Origin of the sequence: Bradyrhizobium sp. AZCC 2262, assembly GCF_036924535.1 — a bacterium.
GTDB lineage: Bacteria > Pseudomonadota > Alphaproteobacteria > Rhizobiales > Xanthobacteraceae > Bradyrhizobium.
In genome coordinates this window covers 4,860,771-4,876,175 of record NZ_JAZHRT010000001.1, presented here as the reverse complement: position 1 = coordinate 4,876,175, position 15,405 = coordinate 4,860,771, and the positions used below count along the sequence as shown (strand labels likewise).

At 62.0% G+C, this 15,405-nt stretch carries 13 protein-coding genes; 10 read left to right on the top strand and 3 right to left on the bottom strand.

Annotated features, from left to right (window positions below):
- The first annotated feature begins 1 nt into the window (after position 1).
- The 6 genes from V1283_RS23140 (at position 2) to V1283_RS23115 (ending at position 5,525) form a co-directional block, all read left to right on the top strand.
- Positions 2 to 1,195, top strand: coding sequence for a dihydrodipicolinate synthase family protein (locus V1283_RS23140; RefSeq protein WP_334388781.1), 1,194 nt, complete (start codon positions 2 to 4; stop codon positions 1,193 to 1,195).
- The gene (locus V1283_RS23135; protein ID WP_334388780.1) at positions 1,195 to 2,058 is read left to right on the top strand and encodes a sugar phosphate isomerase/epimerase family protein; all 864 of its coding nucleotides are present in this window, start codon (positions 1,195 to 1,197) and stop codon (positions 2,056 to 2,058) included. The genes V1283_RS23140 and V1283_RS23135 overlap by 1 nt, the downstream gene beginning before the upstream one ends.
- Before the next feature lie 234 nt (positions 2,059 to 2,292).
- Positions 2,293 to 2,583 (top strand): hypothetical protein, encoded by a 291-nt coding sequence (locus V1283_RS23130; protein WP_334388778.1) that lies wholly within the window; start codon positions 2,293 to 2,295, stop codon positions 2,581 to 2,583.
- Positions 2,584 to 2,780: 197 nt separating this feature from the next.
- On the top strand, positions 2,781 to 3,155 hold the full coding sequence (locus tag V1283_RS23125; protein WP_334388777.1) for a hypothetical protein: 375 nt from the start codon (positions 2,781 to 2,783) through the stop codon (positions 3,153 to 3,155).
- Positions 3,156 to 3,271: 116 nt separating this feature from the next.
- Positions 3,272 to 4,636: an MBOAT family O-acyltransferase gene (locus tag V1283_RS23120; protein WP_334388776.1), complete on the top strand. Its 1,365-nt coding sequence runs from the start codon at positions 3,272 to 3,274 to the stop codon at positions 4,634 to 4,636.
- Positions 4,637 to 4,649: 13 nt separating this feature from the next.
- Complete coding sequence (locus V1283_RS23115; protein WP_334388775.1) at positions 4,650 to 5,525, top strand: hypothetical protein; 876 nt, start codon at positions 4,650 to 4,652, stop codon at positions 5,523 to 5,525.
- A gap of 47 nt (positions 5,526 to 5,572) precedes the next feature.
- Here the strand turns inward: V1283_RS23115 and V1283_RS23110 are convergent, their stop codons facing one another.
- The 3 genes from V1283_RS23110 to V1283_RS23100 all read right to left on the bottom strand — a co-directional run bounded on the left by V1283_RS23110 (position 5,573) and on the right by V1283_RS23100 (position 9,055).
- Entirely contained in the window at positions 5,573 to 6,040 is a 468-nt protein-coding gene (locus V1283_RS23110; protein ID WP_334388773.1) for a c-type cytochrome, read from the bottom strand.
- A gap of 39 nt (positions 6,041 to 6,079) precedes the next feature.
- A complete protein-coding gene (locus tag V1283_RS23105) occupies positions 6,080 to 7,531 on the bottom strand; it encodes a Spy/CpxP family protein refolding chaperone (protein WP_334388772.1) in 1,452 nt (483 codons plus the stop codon).
- Positions 7,532 to 7,834: 303 nt separating this feature from the next.
- Positions 7,835 to 9,055 (bottom strand): cytochrome P450, encoded by a 1,221-nt coding sequence (locus tag V1283_RS23100; protein WP_334388771.1) that lies wholly within the window; start codon positions 9,053 to 9,055, stop codon positions 7,835 to 7,837.
- 308 nt (positions 9,056 to 9,363) lie between these two features.
- Between V1283_RS23100 and V1283_RS23095 the strand changes: the two genes are divergently transcribed.
- The 4 genes from V1283_RS23095 to cnbZ all read left to right on the top strand — a co-directional run bounded on the left by V1283_RS23095 (position 9,364) and on the right by cnbZ (position 15,343).
- The gene (locus V1283_RS23095; protein WP_334388770.1) at positions 9,364 to 10,065 is read left to right on the top strand and encodes a TetR/AcrR family transcriptional regulator; all 702 of its coding nucleotides are present in this window, start codon (positions 9,364 to 9,366) and stop codon (positions 10,063 to 10,065) included.
- A gap of 1 nt (position 10,066) precedes the next feature.
- Positions 10,067 to 11,260 carry an efflux RND transporter periplasmic adaptor subunit gene (locus V1283_RS23090; RefSeq protein ID WP_334388768.1) on the top strand — a complete coding sequence of 398 codons (1,194 nt, stop codon included), beginning with the start codon at positions 10,067 to 10,069 and terminating at the stop codon, positions 11,258 to 11,260.
- 103 nt (positions 11,261 to 11,363) lie between these two features.
- Positions 11,364 to 14,459, top strand: a complete 3,096-nt coding sequence (locus V1283_RS23085; RefSeq protein ID WP_334388767.1) for a MexW/MexI family multidrug efflux RND transporter permease subunit — start codon at positions 11,364 to 11,366, stop codon at positions 14,457 to 14,459.
- A 140-nt stretch (positions 14,460 to 14,599) separates the two neighbouring features.
- Complete coding sequence (gene cnbZ, locus V1283_RS23080) at positions 14,600 to 15,343, top strand: 2-amino-5-chloromuconate deaminase CnbZ (protein ID WP_334388766.1); 744 nt, start codon at positions 14,600 to 14,602, stop codon at positions 15,341 to 15,343.
- Positions 15,344 to 15,405: the final 62 nt, after the last annotated feature.

The window sequence follows — 15,405 nt, the reverse complement described above, 5'->3', positions numbered from 1 at the left end:
CATGAACAAGCCAGTCTTGCCGATGTCTTCGCTGTCGCTGAAATTGCCGATGGCGGATCGTTCGATCGAAACCTATCGCCTGGCGGCGTCGCGGATGTTTCCGGCGAAGCTCGAAGGCACGCTCAACCGCGTGGCGTTCTCTGCCGCCCATGTGGTGGCCGATCCATTCGCGGATAACGACCCGTGGCTAACATCCGCTATCGACTGGGATCGGACCATTGCGTTCCGCGAGCACATCTGGGACCTCGGCCTCGGCGTCGCCGAAGCGATGGACACCGCGCAGCGCGGCATGGGGCTGGACTGGCCGACCTCGCTGGAATTGATCCAGCGTTCGGTGAAGGCGGCGAAGGCAAAGGGCAATGCGCTGGTGTTTTCCGGTGCCGGCACCGACCACCTCGCGGTCGAAGATGCGAAGTCCATCGATGACGTGATCCATGCTTACGAAGAACAGATCGCCGCGGTCGAAAAGGCTGGCGGCCGCATCATCCTGATGGCCTCGCGTGCGCTGGCAAAGCTCGGCCGCAGCGCCGACGACTACGCAAGCGTCTATAATCGCGTGCTGGGCCAGGTCCGCGAGCCCGTGATCATCCACTGGCTCGGCGACATGTTCGACCCGGCGCTGGCGGGCTATTGGGGTACGGCAGACCTCGACAAGGCGATGGACATAGTGGTTGCCATCATTAACGCCAACGCCGCCAAGGTCGATGGTGTAAAAGTCTCGCTGCTCGACAAGCAGCGCGAGATCGACATGCGCCGGCGTCTCGACAAGAACGTCAAGATGTATACCGGCGACGATTTCAACTACGCCGAATTGATTGCCGGCGACGCGAAGGGTTTTTCGCACGCGCTGCTCGGCATCTTCGACGCCATCGCGCCGGCGGCGTCCTATGCGCTGTCGCGGCTGGCTGCCGGCGACGAGGCTGGCTTCCACGATGTGCTGGGGCCGACGGTACCGCTGTCGCGCCACATCTTCCGGGCGCCGACGCGGTTCTACAAGACCGGCATCGTGTTCATGGCGTGGCTCAACGGCCATCAGAACCATTTCACCATGGTCGGCGGGCAGGAGAGCACGCGCTCGACGCTGCATCTGGCGGAACTGTTTCGTCTGGCCGACAAGGCCGGGCTGCTCTCCAACCCCGAACTGGCGACGCGGCGCATGAAGACAATGCTGGCAACGCGCGGCATCGAGCCCTGATGCGCGATTTTTCTTCCGACCATCGCTGGCTGTCGCTGAACACGGCGACGGTCCGCAAGCAGGGCGACCTCACAGCCATCGTCGAGGCCTGCGCGCGGCATGGCATCCGCGCCATCGATCCCTGGCGCGATCAGGTGGCGGCCATAGGCCTCGACTGTGCGGTGCGGGCGGTACGCGACGCCGGGCTGGAATTATCGGGCTATTGCCGAGGCGGCATGTTCACGGCGGATGCGGCGCGCCGCATCGAGGCGCGCGACGACAATCGCCGCGCCATCGATGAAGCCAAGGCGCTTGGCGCGCCCTGTATCGTTCTGGTCGTCGGTGGCCTGCCGCAGTATTCGCGGCCGGGAAGCGTTGCCTCGAAAGACATCGTGGCCGCGCGCGCGCAGGTCCGTGACGCCATCGCCGAAATGATGGAGTACGCCAAACAGGCCAACATGCCGCTCGCGATCGAGCCCTTGCACCCGGCCTATGCCGCGGACCGCGCCTGCGTGAACACGACGAAGCAGGCGCTGGATATCTGCGACCAACTCGATCCGCAGCGCACCGGCGCGCTCGGCGTCGCGCTCGACGTCTATCACATCTGGTGGGATCCGGAATTGATGCCGCAGATCGCGCGCGCGGGAAAGGATCGCTTGCTGGCGTTTCACGTCTGCGACTGGCTGGTGCCGACAAAAGATATCCTCAACGATCGCGGCATGATGGGTGACGGCGTCATCGACATCACATCTGTGCGATCGGCCGTCGAGGCGCAGGGCTTTGTCGGCTATTCCGAGATCGAAATTTTTTCCAACGACTGGTGGAACAAGTCGATGGATGAAGTCTTGAAGACTTGCATCGAGCGGCACCGGACTGTGGTGTAGCAGGGGCGAGCGTTAGTCGCGCGCTCACTGTGTCATCGATGGACGATGTTGTCTCGTCGCCGAACTGGCCCGGCGCTATTTTTCGAATGGCGTAGCAGAACGCGACAGGATGCCAGTTCCAGATTTAACCTTTGTTGAGGGTATTTAGCTTAACAAAGGGTTACCGTTGCGCCTCTACGGACTCCGGCGCTAGCTACACCGCACGGAGAACGTCTCCGCGAGCGGAGCGACAACATGAAAATCCTTTACGCAATTGCGACCCTCGCCCTGCTGTCGACATCGGCGCAGGCCTGGCAGACCGTGGAACGCTGCACCCACAGCAAGTTCTATGGAAGTGTGTGCACGACGTCCTACGTGGACGATCCGGTGCGCAACGCGGCGCAGGATCAGGAAGACGAAAAGGCCAGGCGCGCCAGCATCGAAAAGTGGGAAGCGTTCTGCAAGCCGAAGCGCACCTATGACGATGAAGGCGTCGTCCGCCTGCTTTACGCCCGCAAGGGCTGCGAGTTCGGCCGCAGCGAGTAACGCGCTTTCGCGCCTCGCGACCAGCGAGAAGCATTCCGAGCCCGCTGGCTCGATGAATTATGGCGCCTTGCCGCGCCCGAAAGACCGCTAAATCTTTATCGACCAAATTGCGGCCCGGTTAGTCACGCCGCTTTACGCCGCCTCAATGCTTGCCGGGCATTCCTGACGTTCGGCATTCATTTCAAGAGGCAGTGTCCATGCGCGTCTTCATCGCAATCTCGATTGTCCTCGCTTCGGTATCGTCCGCGTCCGCGCAGTTCGCGATGGATCACGGCCACGCCGCTGATGCCGCTCGCGCGGCGCAGGCTGCAGCGGATGCCAAGGCCGCTGCCGCCGCTGCCCCCGGCGCGCCGCTGCTTCCCAGCCAGCAAACCAATTTCTACGTCGGCGGCGGCGGCACCGTGAAGATCGTGTCCCGGACAGCGGAAGAGCTGAAGGCCGATGAAGCCGCCCAGGCCGCCTGGAGCGCGCGTTGCCGGCCGACCGTGATCGAAGACCGCGACGGCCTGCGCCGCGTGAAATACGCCGAACGCGATTGCGATCTCTCCCGCTTCAACACCGCTGGAAATTAGAATTCCCGTGCACTAGGCCAGAATCGAGCGGCCTGCTGCGACCCGGCAATCCCGGTTTCGGCTAGGCCCTCCCACGTCGAGATGCTAGAGCTTCCCCCAACTACCGTTGGGGCGGCATGACTTTCACTTCCTGGCAGTTCGGCGTCTTCACCGCGATCGTATTTGCGGCCTATTACCTGCCGGCCCTGCGAGTATTTCAGGTCCAGCTACTCGTTTTCGCGAGCCTGTTCTTTTACGGCTATGGCCAACCTGAACTGCTGGCGCTGCTGGCCGTCGCGGTTTTTGGAACCTACCTCTTCCTGGTCCTGGCATTGCGAAACCGGCAGGCCTGGCTTCCAGTCGGCATCGCCTTCAACCTCGCGCTGCTCGCGTTCTTCAAATACAAGCTGCTGTTCATTGATCCGGCGTCCCCCAGCCTGGTCGACTTCGCACCGCTTGATTTCCTGCTGAAGCTGCCGCTGCCGATCGGCATTTCATTTTTTGTCTTCCACAACATCAGTCTGCTGGTCGATCTGACCCGGCAGAAGGCGGCGCCGCCGACGCTGGCGGGCGTCTTCCTCTACATCATCTTCTTTCCGCAGCTGGTTTCAGGCCCGATCACGCGCGCCGAAATGTTCATGCCGCAGATCAATCCGAAATATATCGCGGATGTACCGTTTGTTGAGGTTGCGAAGTGGATCCTGACCGGATTTTTCTTCAAGCTCTACGTTGCGAACAACCTCAATGAAATGACGTCTTACATGAGCTTCCCGCTCTATGAGACGCTGCAGACGCAGGATCGCTGGTTGCTCGTTTTCCTCTACAGCTATCAGATCTATGCGGACTTTTTCGGCTATTCCGCGATTGCGATCGGGCTTGGTCTCCTGTTCGGCTACCGCCTGCCGATCAACTTCAATCTTCCCTACATCTCGACCTCCTTCTCCGAATTCTGGGCGCGCTGGCATATCTCGCTATCGACCTGGCTGCGGACCTATCTTTACGTCCCGCTCGGCGGCAATCGCCACGGCTTGTGGCGGACCTATTTGAACCTGATGATCGTGATGGGATTGGGCGGCCTCTGGCACGGCGCCGGGCTAGGCTATCTGATGTGGGGTTTGTTGCACGGCCTGCTGCTGGTGCTCGAACGCCCCTTGTTGGCGCGCCTGGCGTCGATCGACTTTGCGGTGTTTCGAGCGGCGCAGATGACGGTCGTTTTTGTCTGCGTCACCATGCTCTGGATTTTCTTCAAGCTGCCGAACTTCGATCATGCGGTCGGTTACCTCACGGGCATGTTTGTGCCGAGCACAAATCCCAACCCGACCAAGCTGTTCTACAGCCTGGCGCTGCTCTATTCACTGCCGGTCATGATTCAGCACCTTGGTTTCCTTCCGCTGCTCGAGGGAAGACTTCGCTGGGCGGAGCCATATCTCTACGGCGCGATGGCTGCGCTGATGTATCTGGAGGCTGGCGCTGAAACGTCGTTCATCTACTTCCAGTTCTAGCGACGAGAAAAAAATGTCTACCATTCGTTGGTTGGTGAAATGCGGTACTGGCGCAGCGATTGTCCTGATCGCCTGCGGTTTCGCCACCGTGCGCTTCGGCGGCGGGCTACAAATGCCGGCGACGACGACGCGGGACGGCACGCTGATCACCCTGAGCCGTTACTTGCGCGAACCGGTGCCTGCTACCGTGCTGGTGGGCAGTTCGATCACGTTCCGCCTCAAGGAGGAATATTTTGCAACGCGCGGCTTGCGGAATCTGGCGCTTGCCGGGGGCTCTCCGGTCACCGGGCTGGAGATCGTTGCGAACCAGCCTCAGCTCCCGAAATTCATTCTGGTCGAGGCGAATGTTCTCGCCCGTCCCACCGATGCCGCGCTGGTCGAACGTTACTCGCGCGGTGACACCGAGCCGTTTTTCTTTCGCCCGGTGCGGGCCGCGGTGGCCGCCTATGAGCAGCTGCGTCATGCGCCGCTGACCTATGAGCAGGTTGCGCTCGACCTGCGCCGATTGGTCGCGCAGCCGCCGGGCGATTTCGACAACCGGATCTATGCCGATCGCGCGCTGCAGCAATTCGATGCGGAGGATCCGACGGATGCCGCCCGGCTCAACGTGAAGCGAATTGGGGAATTGATCCGGCAAATGGAGCAGCGCGGCGCGCGGGTGTTCCTGTTCGAGCTACCATATTCCGAAGCGATTGAAGGCTCGCGCTTTGCAGCGACCACGCGGGGGATCGTTCACGCGGCGTTTCCCGATATGAAGCGATGGTTGCCTGTCGAAGTGAATCGGAGCGAGTTGCGCTGGGCGGACGGCGTCCATCTCGACGAACGCTCCGCGGTCGTTGTAACGCAGGCGATGGAACGCGCCTTGGCATCGGCGCGCATGGTCAAATGACGGAGGAGGCTTGGTCGCCCCCATCTTCACCGACTGAGGCCGCCGCGTCATCGCGATTGAGCAAGGAAGGCGATGATCTTTTTTCTATCGCCGCTCGATGCGAGGCCACCAAACGGCTTCATGCTGTTGCCGGGTACGACCTCATCGGGGTTTGCAATGAAGCGATCGAGCTTTTCCTCATCCCAGACGAAACCGGCCTCCTTCATCGCGCTGGAAAACCCGTAGTCCGGCAGCGATCCTGCTTTCCGTCCAACAACCTTGTACAGGTTAGGGCCGAGCCGATTGTCGCCCTCTCTCACCATGTGACATGTCCGGCAGGCATTGTTGAATGCCTGTTGCCCTGAGGGGTCCTCGGCGCCTTGGGATGCCTGAGGGAGCGCGGAAGGCGATGGAAGCAAGTACGCTACTGCGCTCAATGTCCCTATCAGGAATATCCGATTACGGCGCCGCACAGGTACGTCTTGCCTGCTGGACGTTGGCCAGGCAAGAAGCATGATGAAGTGCCATTGCTTCATTCGATCACCTCTTCAAGAGGATCGGGGTCAAAGTTGCGGTCAGGGGCTTGCGGTCTGCTGCAGCGTATTGAAGCGCGCCTTCTGCTCGTTGCTCAGCACGGCATAGAACTCATCCAATCCCGGCTGCACCAGCGCGGATGCCTGCAGCATGGCGTCGAGCCGCTTTTCCATCGCCTCCAGCCGGCCGAGCGGTGTGAGCGGTACGTCGTCGGGGCAGGCGGCCTGCAATTTTTCAACCGCATTCTTCGTCGCCGTGCCCAAGCGGTCGAGTGCTTCCTTTTGCTTACCTGCCGGATGTATCACGGCCTCGATCCGCTCGATCGGTAGCTGCGTGAGACCGGATTTCGGTTCGCCGCAGCCCTCGGTTTGAGCGTTCGATGCCTGTTGCGGTTGCTGTTGCGAATGCTCGCCGACGTTGGGGCCGAGCGCGTTGAAACGCGCCTTTTGCTCGTCGTTCAGCGAATTGTAAAACGCCTCAAGTGCCGGACGCACGATCCTTACCGCGTTGAGCGTTGCGCTGACGCGGTTCGTCATCGCCCGCAGGCGACCGGGTGGCGTCATCGCATAGGAATCGACACAGGATTCCTTGAACGCGTCGGCAGCCTTTGCCGCAGCGGCTTTCAGTTCATCGAGCAGGGCGCGCTGCTCGGGCGTCGGCCGTACTGCCCGCGTGATTTCCGCGATCGGCCAGGCGGTCACGCCCTTATCCGGATCTCCGCACAATTGCCGGATAGTCTGCGCGCTCGCGCTAGCGCGTCCGCGCGCTTGAGAATCCGTGACCGCTGCGCCTGGTTCAGGATATCTAGCGTAAGCGGAATACGGGCTGTCCGCGCCCCAGAACACTGTGTCGACGAAATCATCGTAAGCGTAGGCCCAATAGCCGGGGTCGTAGGCGGTGGGCCAGAAGGTATAGTTGAAGATATCGGAATAGGCATAGGGCCAGAACACCGGACCGAGCCACGCTACAAACGCGGCGCGATGGCCGCGCCGCCAGGCGTGGCGGGGAGCCCAGCGGTTCTCCCGGGCGGTGAGCGCTGCCTGGGCTTGCAGCGCATCATTATTGCGGAAGTGCGCGGCAAATCGCCCGCGGGCTGCAGCTGCAGCCGCGGTTCGTTCTTCAGCGGCAGGCCGCGGTCCCAGCCGCTGCAGGCGTGCCTGATCGCCTTGCTGTAGCCGTTGTTCGCGCTGGAGCAGGTGGTTTTGAGTCTGCAGCAACCGTTCCTGCACGCGTTGCGCCCGGCGACCTTCCGGCTTTTGCGACTGCAATTGCTGCACGCGCTGTTGCAAACGATCGATGCGGCTCTGCCGCGCTGTGCTTTGGCGCGACAGCATGTCACGCTGCCGCTCCTGCACCATTTGTGTCCGCTGCTGGACGCGCTGCTCACGCTGCTGCGCCAGCGTTTCGATCTGTTCCTTTCGCGACGGTCGCGCGCCGGCAGCGGGTGATGTGCTCGATGGTGTAGCGATGCGCGGCTCGGGGTGTCTCGTCATCGCCGGTTGCTGCGGCGGCGCGGCACGATGGATCTCGGGGCGTGGCCCCGCAACGTGTGGCGCGGCTGGTCGCGGTGGCGCGGCAATACGTGGCGCCGCGTGCGGGATCATGGCCAGTGCTCACCGCGATCGCCGACACACCAAGAAAAAGCGCCGTAACACGAACGCCGCGTGGAAGCATGATCGCAACTCCCTGCTTCGTCGCCCGGAAATGTCAACGCGCACGCGCAGAAATCGTTCGCTTGGGATCTATGGCTTGCATTTCGATTTTGCGGCGCTGGGCTGGTGCAATTCGTCGCACCCCTAGCTGACCGCGCAAGGCACGCTCAAATACCCGCGGAATCTGACCCGACCGCCGCGCACGGGTTCACCGCTGATCGCGTAATCCGGAAGCCGTGCCAGGAAGCGCGAGATCGCAACCGCGCCTTCGAGCCGTGCCAGCGCCATTCCCGCGCATTGATGCGCGCCGGTGCCGAAGGCGAGATGCCGGTTCGGCGTGCGGCCAATATCGAAACGTTCGGGATCGGCGAACTGCGCGGGATCGCGGTTGGCGGCGCCGATGCACAGCGTCACCGGCGTGCCCGCGGGCAACGCGACGCCGCCGAGTTCGAACGGCTCGACGGTCATGCGGTTGCCGAGCTGGTTCGAGCTTTCGAACCGCAGCATTTCCTCGACCGCGGTCTTGATCAGTGCGGGATTTTCGATCAGCCGCTGTTTCTCGCCAGTGTGTACCGACAGCGCCACCAGCCCGTTGCCAATCAAATTGGTGGTGGTCTCATGGCCGGCATTGAGCAGGAAGATGCAGTTGTGCAGCAGTTCCTTCTCCGTCAGCCGCTCGCCATTGTCTTCACCCTGAATCAGTCGTGTCAGCACGTCGCGATCGGGGTTGCCGGGCTTGGCCCGCCGCCGCGCCACCAGCCCCTCGAGATAGAGAAGGAAGTCCTGCACCGCCTTGTTGCCGCGGGCGAAGGCGTCCGGGCTAACCACCGGCTCCAGCGCACCGAGGATGGCCAGCGACCAGTCGCGCAAGGGCTCGCGCTCGTCCTCGGGCACGTCGAGCAGATTGCCGATCACCTCGATCGGGATCGCGGCAGCAAAGTCGTCGATCAGGTCGACCTTGCGCTTGACGGTGATGGCGTCGAGCAGGCGGTCCACCAGCCGGACCAGATCGGGCTCCATGCCGGCGATCGCGCGCGGCGACAGCGCACCCATGATCAGCCGCCGGACGCGGGTATGGGCCGGGGGATCGTTGAAGACGAGGCTCGTGGTGTGGTGCTCGTAGAGCAGGGAGGCACCGTATTTCGGCGAGAACTCCTTCTTCTTGTCCGATGAGAAGGCCTTGGTATTCTTGTAGGCCGCAACCAGATCGTCGTAGCGGGTCAGAAAGTACGCGCCGTTCGGCAGCCGCTTGACCGGCTCGGTCTCACGCAGCGCGCGATAGGTCGGGTAGGGGTTGGCATAGAATTCCGGCGTCAGCCGTTCGAGGTCGAAGGTGGCTGCCAGTTCGCGCGCATCCAAATTCATGGCTCTCTCTGGGAAGACAAGTAAGCGACTATCAAATTAGTCGCATCTGCAACTATCTTAAATGCCGTGCCCAAGACGTCAAGAAGACGTCAAACCGGAGCGCAATTTTCAGTTCCAGGCCATCAGCGGCGCGTGGGAGTTGCGGCCGGTCCGGGATGAGCCGAAAAGGTGAGTGCCGGATTCCCGGGAAAATGGTGCTCGAACAAGGCGATGTAGCTGTGTCTTTGACGTCACCCCGCAACAGAATCCGCTTGGTGCGCTGCAATAGATCCTTGACTTCGTCAAGGTGAGTGATTACTCACGCGCTCATGTCTACCCTGCGCATGACCAGTGACCTGCGGCGGCAATTGATCCTGAGCGCGGCAAAGCGATGCTTTGCCCGTAACGGCTTTGCCGGCACCACAACCAAGAGCGTGGCGGCCGCCGCGGCCATTTCGGAAGGGCTGCTGTTCAAGCACTTCCCCTCCAAGGCCGCGCTCTATGCCGAAATCCTGGCGGAGGAGTGCGAGGCCGATCCGGATTTCGCACTCCTGCTCGGCCAGGAGCCTTCAACTGCCACACTGGTCGAATTGGTCAAGGGCATGGTCGGCCATTTCATGGAAGTATCCGACGGGTCGGATCAGGAGGAAGCACAGCGGCTGCGGCTGATGACGACGAGTCATCTCGATGACGGCGAGTTCGCGCGGCTGCTCTACGACAAGATCAGCGGCCTGATCGGACCGATGTTCAGTGCATCGATCGAAAGAGCGGTCGCGGCTGGCGACGCAAAACAGATTGGCGGCGATCCGCTCAACCTGTTCTGGTTCGCCCATCACACCGTGCTGATGTCGGCGCTCACGCGGCTTCCGGCCGTGCCCTGTCTTTCCTACGGCAACGCTGCTGATCTGGAGCGGCAGCTCTGTCAATTCATCCTGCGTGGCATCGGACTTACCGAAGCCGCAATTGCTTCTCATCTGGGCGGCGAGCTGTCACCGAATTCGGGACAATCGGTAACTGCAGAAAGTGCATGACATGAATATTGTGACTGAACCAAAAATTTCGGGCAAGCCGATTGTCGACAAGTCGCACAAGCGGCCGGTTCGGCTGGTGCGCTGGTTCATCGTCGTCGGGCTGCTGCTGACCTTGCTGGTCGGCGGGCTGGTCTGGTTCAATTACTTCCGCGGCAAGATGATCGCGCAGTTCTTTGCGAACAACAAGCCGCCGCCGGTGAGCGTCAACGTTGCCACGGCGAAGCCCGAGACCATTCCGAACCTTCTGATCGCAGTCGGTGATCTCGCCGCCGTGCATCAGGTCAACGTGACCTCGGACGTCAACGGCCGCATCACCGACATCCAGTTTACGGCCGGTGCCACCGTGAAAGCGGGCACGCCGCTGGTTCAGTTGTTCGACGGTCCGGACCAGGGCGACCTCGCCAACTTCAAGGCGCAGCAGCGGGTGGCGCAGATATCGCTGGATCGCGCCAAGCAACTGATGGAGCGTCAGGTCGGACCGCAGGCGACGGTGGACACCGCGCAAGCGGCGTTCGATCAGGCCAGCGCCGGCATTGCCAAGACCGAGGCCATCATCTCGCAAAAGCTGGTGCGGGCGCCGTTTGACGGCGAACTCGGCGTTCGCAAGGTCGAGGTCGGACAATATCTGACCGCCGGCACGCAGATCGTCTCGCTGACCGATCTGTCGGCGCTGTATGCCAACTTCACCGTGACGGAAAAGGATTCCGCCCAGCTCAAGGTCGGCCAGATCGTTCGCATCGCGGTCGATGCGTATCCGGGGCGTACGTTCGAAGGCAAGATCACCACCATTGAGCCGCAGATTGCGACCGACACGCGCAACATCCGCGTGCAGGCGACGATCCAGAATCCGGACAAGATCCTCAAGCCCGGCATGTTCACGACCACCACGGTGGTGCTGCCGGACAAGCCGCCGGTCATCACCGTGCCCGAAACCGCGGTCGATTACACGCTCTATGGCGACTCGGTCTTCCTCCTCAGCGAGAAAAAAGAGGAAGACGGCAAGACCAGCCTGACAGTGACGCGGACCTTCGTGCAGGCCGGCAAGCGCCTCGAAGGACGTGCCGAAATCCTGAAAGGGTTGAAGGACGGTGACCGCGTCGTGGCCGTGGGGCAGCTCAAGCTGCAATCGGGGTCGGCGGTAACGGTCTCGAACGATCCGGTGCCACCGATTCCGGCGAACCCGCCGCGCTATTGACACATGACCCGCGGCCCAGAGGGGCCGCGCTGGCGAAAGGCGGGCAGCGGTCTTCAGCATGAGACCGCGCCCGAAAATGCTGAACTCAGCGGGATGATCTGCGATGGCCTTAACCGATATCTTCATCAAGCGTCCGATCCTGTCGGTCGTCGTCAGCCTGCTGATCCTGCTGATCGGTTTGCGGGCCGCCAGCGTGTTGCCGATCCGGCAGTATCCGAAACTGTCGAACACCGTGGTCAACGTCACCACCGTCTATCCGGGCGCGTCGGCCAACTTGATTCAGGGCTTCATCACCACGCCGATCGAGCAGGCGGTCGCTTCCGCCGAAGGCGTCGACTACATCACCTCGTCGTCGGTGCAGGGCACCAGCACGATCCAGGTCTACGTCAAGCTGAACTTCGACCCGAACCAGGCGCTGACCGAAGTCCTCGCCAAGGTGAATTCGGTCAAATATTTGATCCCGAAGGAATCGAACGATCCGATCGTGACCAAGACCACCGGCCAGACCACGGCCGTGATGTATCTCGGCTTCTCCAGCGATGAGCTCTCCGGTTCGGCGATCTCGGATTATCTGACGCGCGTGGTGCAGCCGGTGCTGTCGACGGTCGACGGCGTGGCATCCGCCGACATTCTCGGCGGACAGACATTCGCGATGCGGCTCTGGCTCGATCCCGTCAAGATGGCGGGCCGCGGCGTGTCGCCAAGCGATGTCTCTGCGGCGATTGCGGCCAACAACTTCCAGGCCGCCGCCGGTCAGGCCAAGGGCTACTTCATCGTCTCGAACATTTCGACCAACACCGACCTGCGGAATCTCGAGCAGTTCAAGAAGATGATCGTCAAGTCCAAGGACGGTGGCTTCGTGCGGATCGAGGATATCGCGAGCGTCGAACTAGCCGCCCAAAGCTCGGATGCGAGCGTCGCATTCAGCGGCGAGCGCGCCATCTTCATCGGCGTGCAGGCAACCCCGCAAGGCAACCCGCTGACGCTGGTCAAGGGCGTGCGCGCGCTGTTTCCTGAGCTCGAACGCAACCTGCCGCCGTCGATGAAGATGAAGGTGGCCTATGATTCCACCAAGTTCATTCAATCCTCGATCGACGAGGTGAAGAACACGCTGATCGAGGCGGTGCTGATCGTCGTCGTCGTGATCTTCCTGTTCCTGGCCTCGTTCCGCTCGGTCATCATTCCGGTGGTCACGATTCCGCTGTCGCTGATCGGCGTCTGCAGTCTCATGCTGGCGATGGGCTTCAGCTTCAACCTGTTGACGCTGCTGGCGATGGTGTTGGCGATCGGACTTGTGGTCGACGACGCTATCGTGGTGGTCGAGAACATCCATCGCCATCTGGAGGAGGGCAAGACGCCGGTGCAGGCGTCGCTGCAGGGCGCGCGCGAAATCGTCGGGCCCGTGATCTCGATGACGATCACGCTGGCGGCGGTGTATGCGCCGATCGGCTTCCTCGGTGGCCTGACCGGTTCGCTGTTCCGCGAATTTGCCTTCACGCTGGCGGGCTCGGTGATCGTGTCAGGCGTGATCGCGCTGACGCTGTCGCCGATGATGTGCTCGGTGCTGCTGAAGAGCGCCGACGAGGGACGATTCGCCAGGCTCGTTAACCGGGTGTTCGGTGCGATGACGCGCTGGTACGGCCGTCAGCTCGACCGCTCGCTCGACTATCGTCCGATCACCGGACTGTTCGCGCTGACGATCCTCGGCCTGGTCGGCTTCCTGTATATGAACACCTCCAAGGAGCTGGCGCCCGAAGAGGACCAGGGCATCGTGTTCTCGGTGACCAAGGCGCCGAAATACGCCAACATCGACTATGTCGACTTCTACGGCGAAAAGCTCGACAAGGCGTTTGCCAAATTTCCCGAAACCGACCTGACTTTCGTCCTGAACGGCATCAACGGGCCGCAGGGCGGTATTGCCGGCATGCTGCTCAAGGCGTGGGACGAGCGCCCGCGTTCCTCGATCAAGCTGAAGCCGCTGGTGCAGGCTGAAATCAGCAAGATCGAAGGCGTCCAGGCGTTCGCGTTCAACCTCCCGCCGCTCCCGGGCGGGCCGGGCGGCCTGCCGGTTCAGATGGTGATCAATTCGACCGCCGGCTTCCAGGCCGTCTTTGAGCAGATGGCCAAGCTGAAGGATGCCGCACGCAAGAGCGGCCTGTTCATCGTCTCCGACAGCGACCTCGACTTCAACCAGCCGATCGTGCGCGTCTCCATCGACCGGTCCAAGGCGAGCGATCTCGGCATCAACATGGCGCAGGTCGGCAGCACGCTGCAGACGCTGCTCGGCGGCAACTATGTCAACCGCTTCAACCTCGAGGGACGGTCGTACCAGGTGATCCCGCAGGTGCCGCGCGGCATGCGGTTGTCGCCGGAAGCGCTCGGCGGTTACTACGTTCCGACCAACACCGGGCAGTTGGTGCCGCTGTCGACCATCGTGTCGATCGAAACCGGTACCGATCCGAATTCGCTCACGCATTACAACCAGCTCAACTCCGCGACCTTCTCGGCGGTGCCGATGCCGGGCGTGACGGTCGGGCACGCGGTGGACTTCCTGGAGGGCGAAGCCAAGAAGCTGCCTGCCGGCTTCGGTCATGATTACCTGGCCGACTCCCGCCAATATGTGCAGGAAGGCAACCAGCTCGCGGTCACCTTCGGCTTTGCGCTGATCATCATTTTCCTGGTGCTGGCGGCGCAGTTCGAAAGCCTGCGGGATCCGCTGGTGATCATGATCAGCGTTCCCATGGCGATTGTTGGCGCGCTGATCCCGCTGTTCTTCGGCGTGGCGACGATCAACATCTACACCCAGGTCGGGTTGCTGACGCTGGTCGGCCTGATCACCAAGCACGGCATCCTGATGGTGGAGTTCGCCAACGAATTGCAGCTCAACGAAGGCCTCGACAAGCGTTCGGCGATCGAAATGGCGGCCCGCATCCGGCTGCGTCCGATCCTGATGACGACGGCGGCAATGGTCACCGGCTTGATCCCGCTGCTGACGGCCACCGGTGCGGGCGCGGCCAGCCGCTTCTCGATCGGTCTCGTCGTCGTATCGGGCATGTCGATCGGCACGCTGTTCACGCTGTTCGTGCTGCCGGCGGTCTATGTCTGGCTCGCCACCGACCACCAGGCGAAGGCCGACTCGCAGCGGACCAAGGAGATTGCCGATTTCGATCTCGACAGGACGGCGCTCAAACCGACCTGAGCCTTTCCCACGGGTAGAGAAAGTTTACGGGCGACGGCAGCGGATTATCGCTGCCGTCGTTTTTTCGTGCCGGCAGCCATGCGACCGGCGCCGCCGCCGGCTTCTGCATGCTAGGAAGAAAGAAAAACAGGGGAGCCAACATGACCAGCGACTTTTCCGCCGGCAATTACCGCTTCATTCCAGCCGTGTTTCAGTATTCCGGCGGGATAGCGGCCAATCCCGGATATGAAATCGAGCGGGTGCGTTTTGACAAGCTGGTACCGCTGGCCGAAGGCTTTGCGCAGATCGCAAAATACATCCAGGCGGCGGGCAGGCCGCTGACGTCATTCTGTGCCTGCGAGCTGCGCTCGCCAGCTGCCTTCACCGACGAAGGATTCCGCAATTTCAACCTGCACTACGTCAAGACGCTGGCGGAGTGGGGCGTGTATGACGGTACGACCAACCCGGTGGCGCGCAGCAATGTCTGCCCGGAGATCGATCCGCCGGCCGAGCCATCGTTCTACGCCTTTTCATTCACACGCCCGAGCCAGAGCGCGTCGCCGAGTTTCGTCATCGCAGGCAGTGGCGAGTCGCAGGAAGGCAACGCCAGCTATGCAGAGCGCACCGTACGCTATCGGGACGTCAGTCCGGAGGGCATTGCGGAGAAGGTCCGCTACGTCGCCAGCGTGATGGAGCGGCGCATGGGCGAATTCGGGTTCGGCTGGAAGGATGCGACCGACGTGCAGACCTACACCATCCACGATTTCCACCACGTCTTTGCCGATGCGCTGGTTCGCCGTGGCGCCGCGCGGTCGGGCCTGACCTGGCACTTCGCCCGCCCGCCGGTGATTGATCTGGAATACGAGATGGATTGCCGACGGGTGATGCGGGAGATTGTGATTTAACCGCTGCCCGAAACGAATTGTCCGTCATTGCGAGGAGCGCAGCGACGAAGCAATCCATACTT

Excerpts from the sequence above, each read along its gene's own strand:
- V1283_RS23140 (WP_334388781.1), top strand. The coding sequence starts at position 2 with ATGAACAAGCCAGTCTTGCCGATGTCTTCGCTGTCGCTGAAATTGCCG.
- V1283_RS23135 (WP_334388780.1), top strand. The coding sequence starts at position 1,195 with ATGCGCGATTTTTCTTCCGACCATCGCTGGCTGTCGCTGAACACGGCG.
- V1283_RS23130 (WP_334388778.1), top strand. The coding sequence starts at position 2,293 with ATGAAAATCCTTTACGCAATTGCGACCCTCGCCCTGCTGTCGACATCG.
- V1283_RS23125 (WP_334388777.1), top strand. The coding sequence starts at position 2,781 with ATGCGCGTCTTCATCGCAATCTCGATTGTCCTCGCTTCGGTATCGTCC.
- V1283_RS23120 (WP_334388776.1), top strand. The coding sequence starts at position 3,272 with ATGACTTTCACTTCCTGGCAGTTCGGCGTCTTCACCGCGATCGTATTT.
- V1283_RS23115 (WP_334388775.1), top strand. The coding sequence starts at position 4,650 with ATGTCTACCATTCGTTGGTTGGTGAAATGCGGTACTGGCGCAGCGATT.
- V1283_RS23110 (WP_334388773.1), bottom strand. The coding sequence starts at position 6,040 with ATGAAGCAATGGCACTTCATCATGCTTCTTGCCTGGCCAACGTCCAGC.
- V1283_RS23105 (WP_334388772.1), bottom strand. The coding sequence starts at position 7,531 with ATGACGAGACACCCCGAGCCGCGCATCGCTACACCATCGAGCACATCA.
- V1283_RS23100 (WP_334388771.1), bottom strand. The coding sequence starts at position 9,055 with ATGAATTTGGATGCGCGCGAACTGGCAGCCACCTTCGACCTCGAACGG.
- V1283_RS23095 (WP_334388770.1), top strand. The coding sequence starts at position 9,364 with ATGTCTACCCTGCGCATGACCAGTGACCTGCGGCGGCAATTGATCCTG.
- V1283_RS23090 (WP_334388768.1), top strand. The coding sequence starts at position 10,067 with ATGAATATTGTGACTGAACCAAAAATTTCGGGCAAGCCGATTGTCGAC.
- V1283_RS23085 (WP_334388767.1), top strand. The coding sequence starts at position 11,364 with ATGGCCTTAACCGATATCTTCATCAAGCGTCCGATCCTGTCGGTCGTC.
- cnbZ (WP_334388766.1), top strand. The coding sequence starts at position 14,600 with ATGACCAGCGACTTTTCCGCCGGCAATTACCGCTTCATTCCAGCCGTG.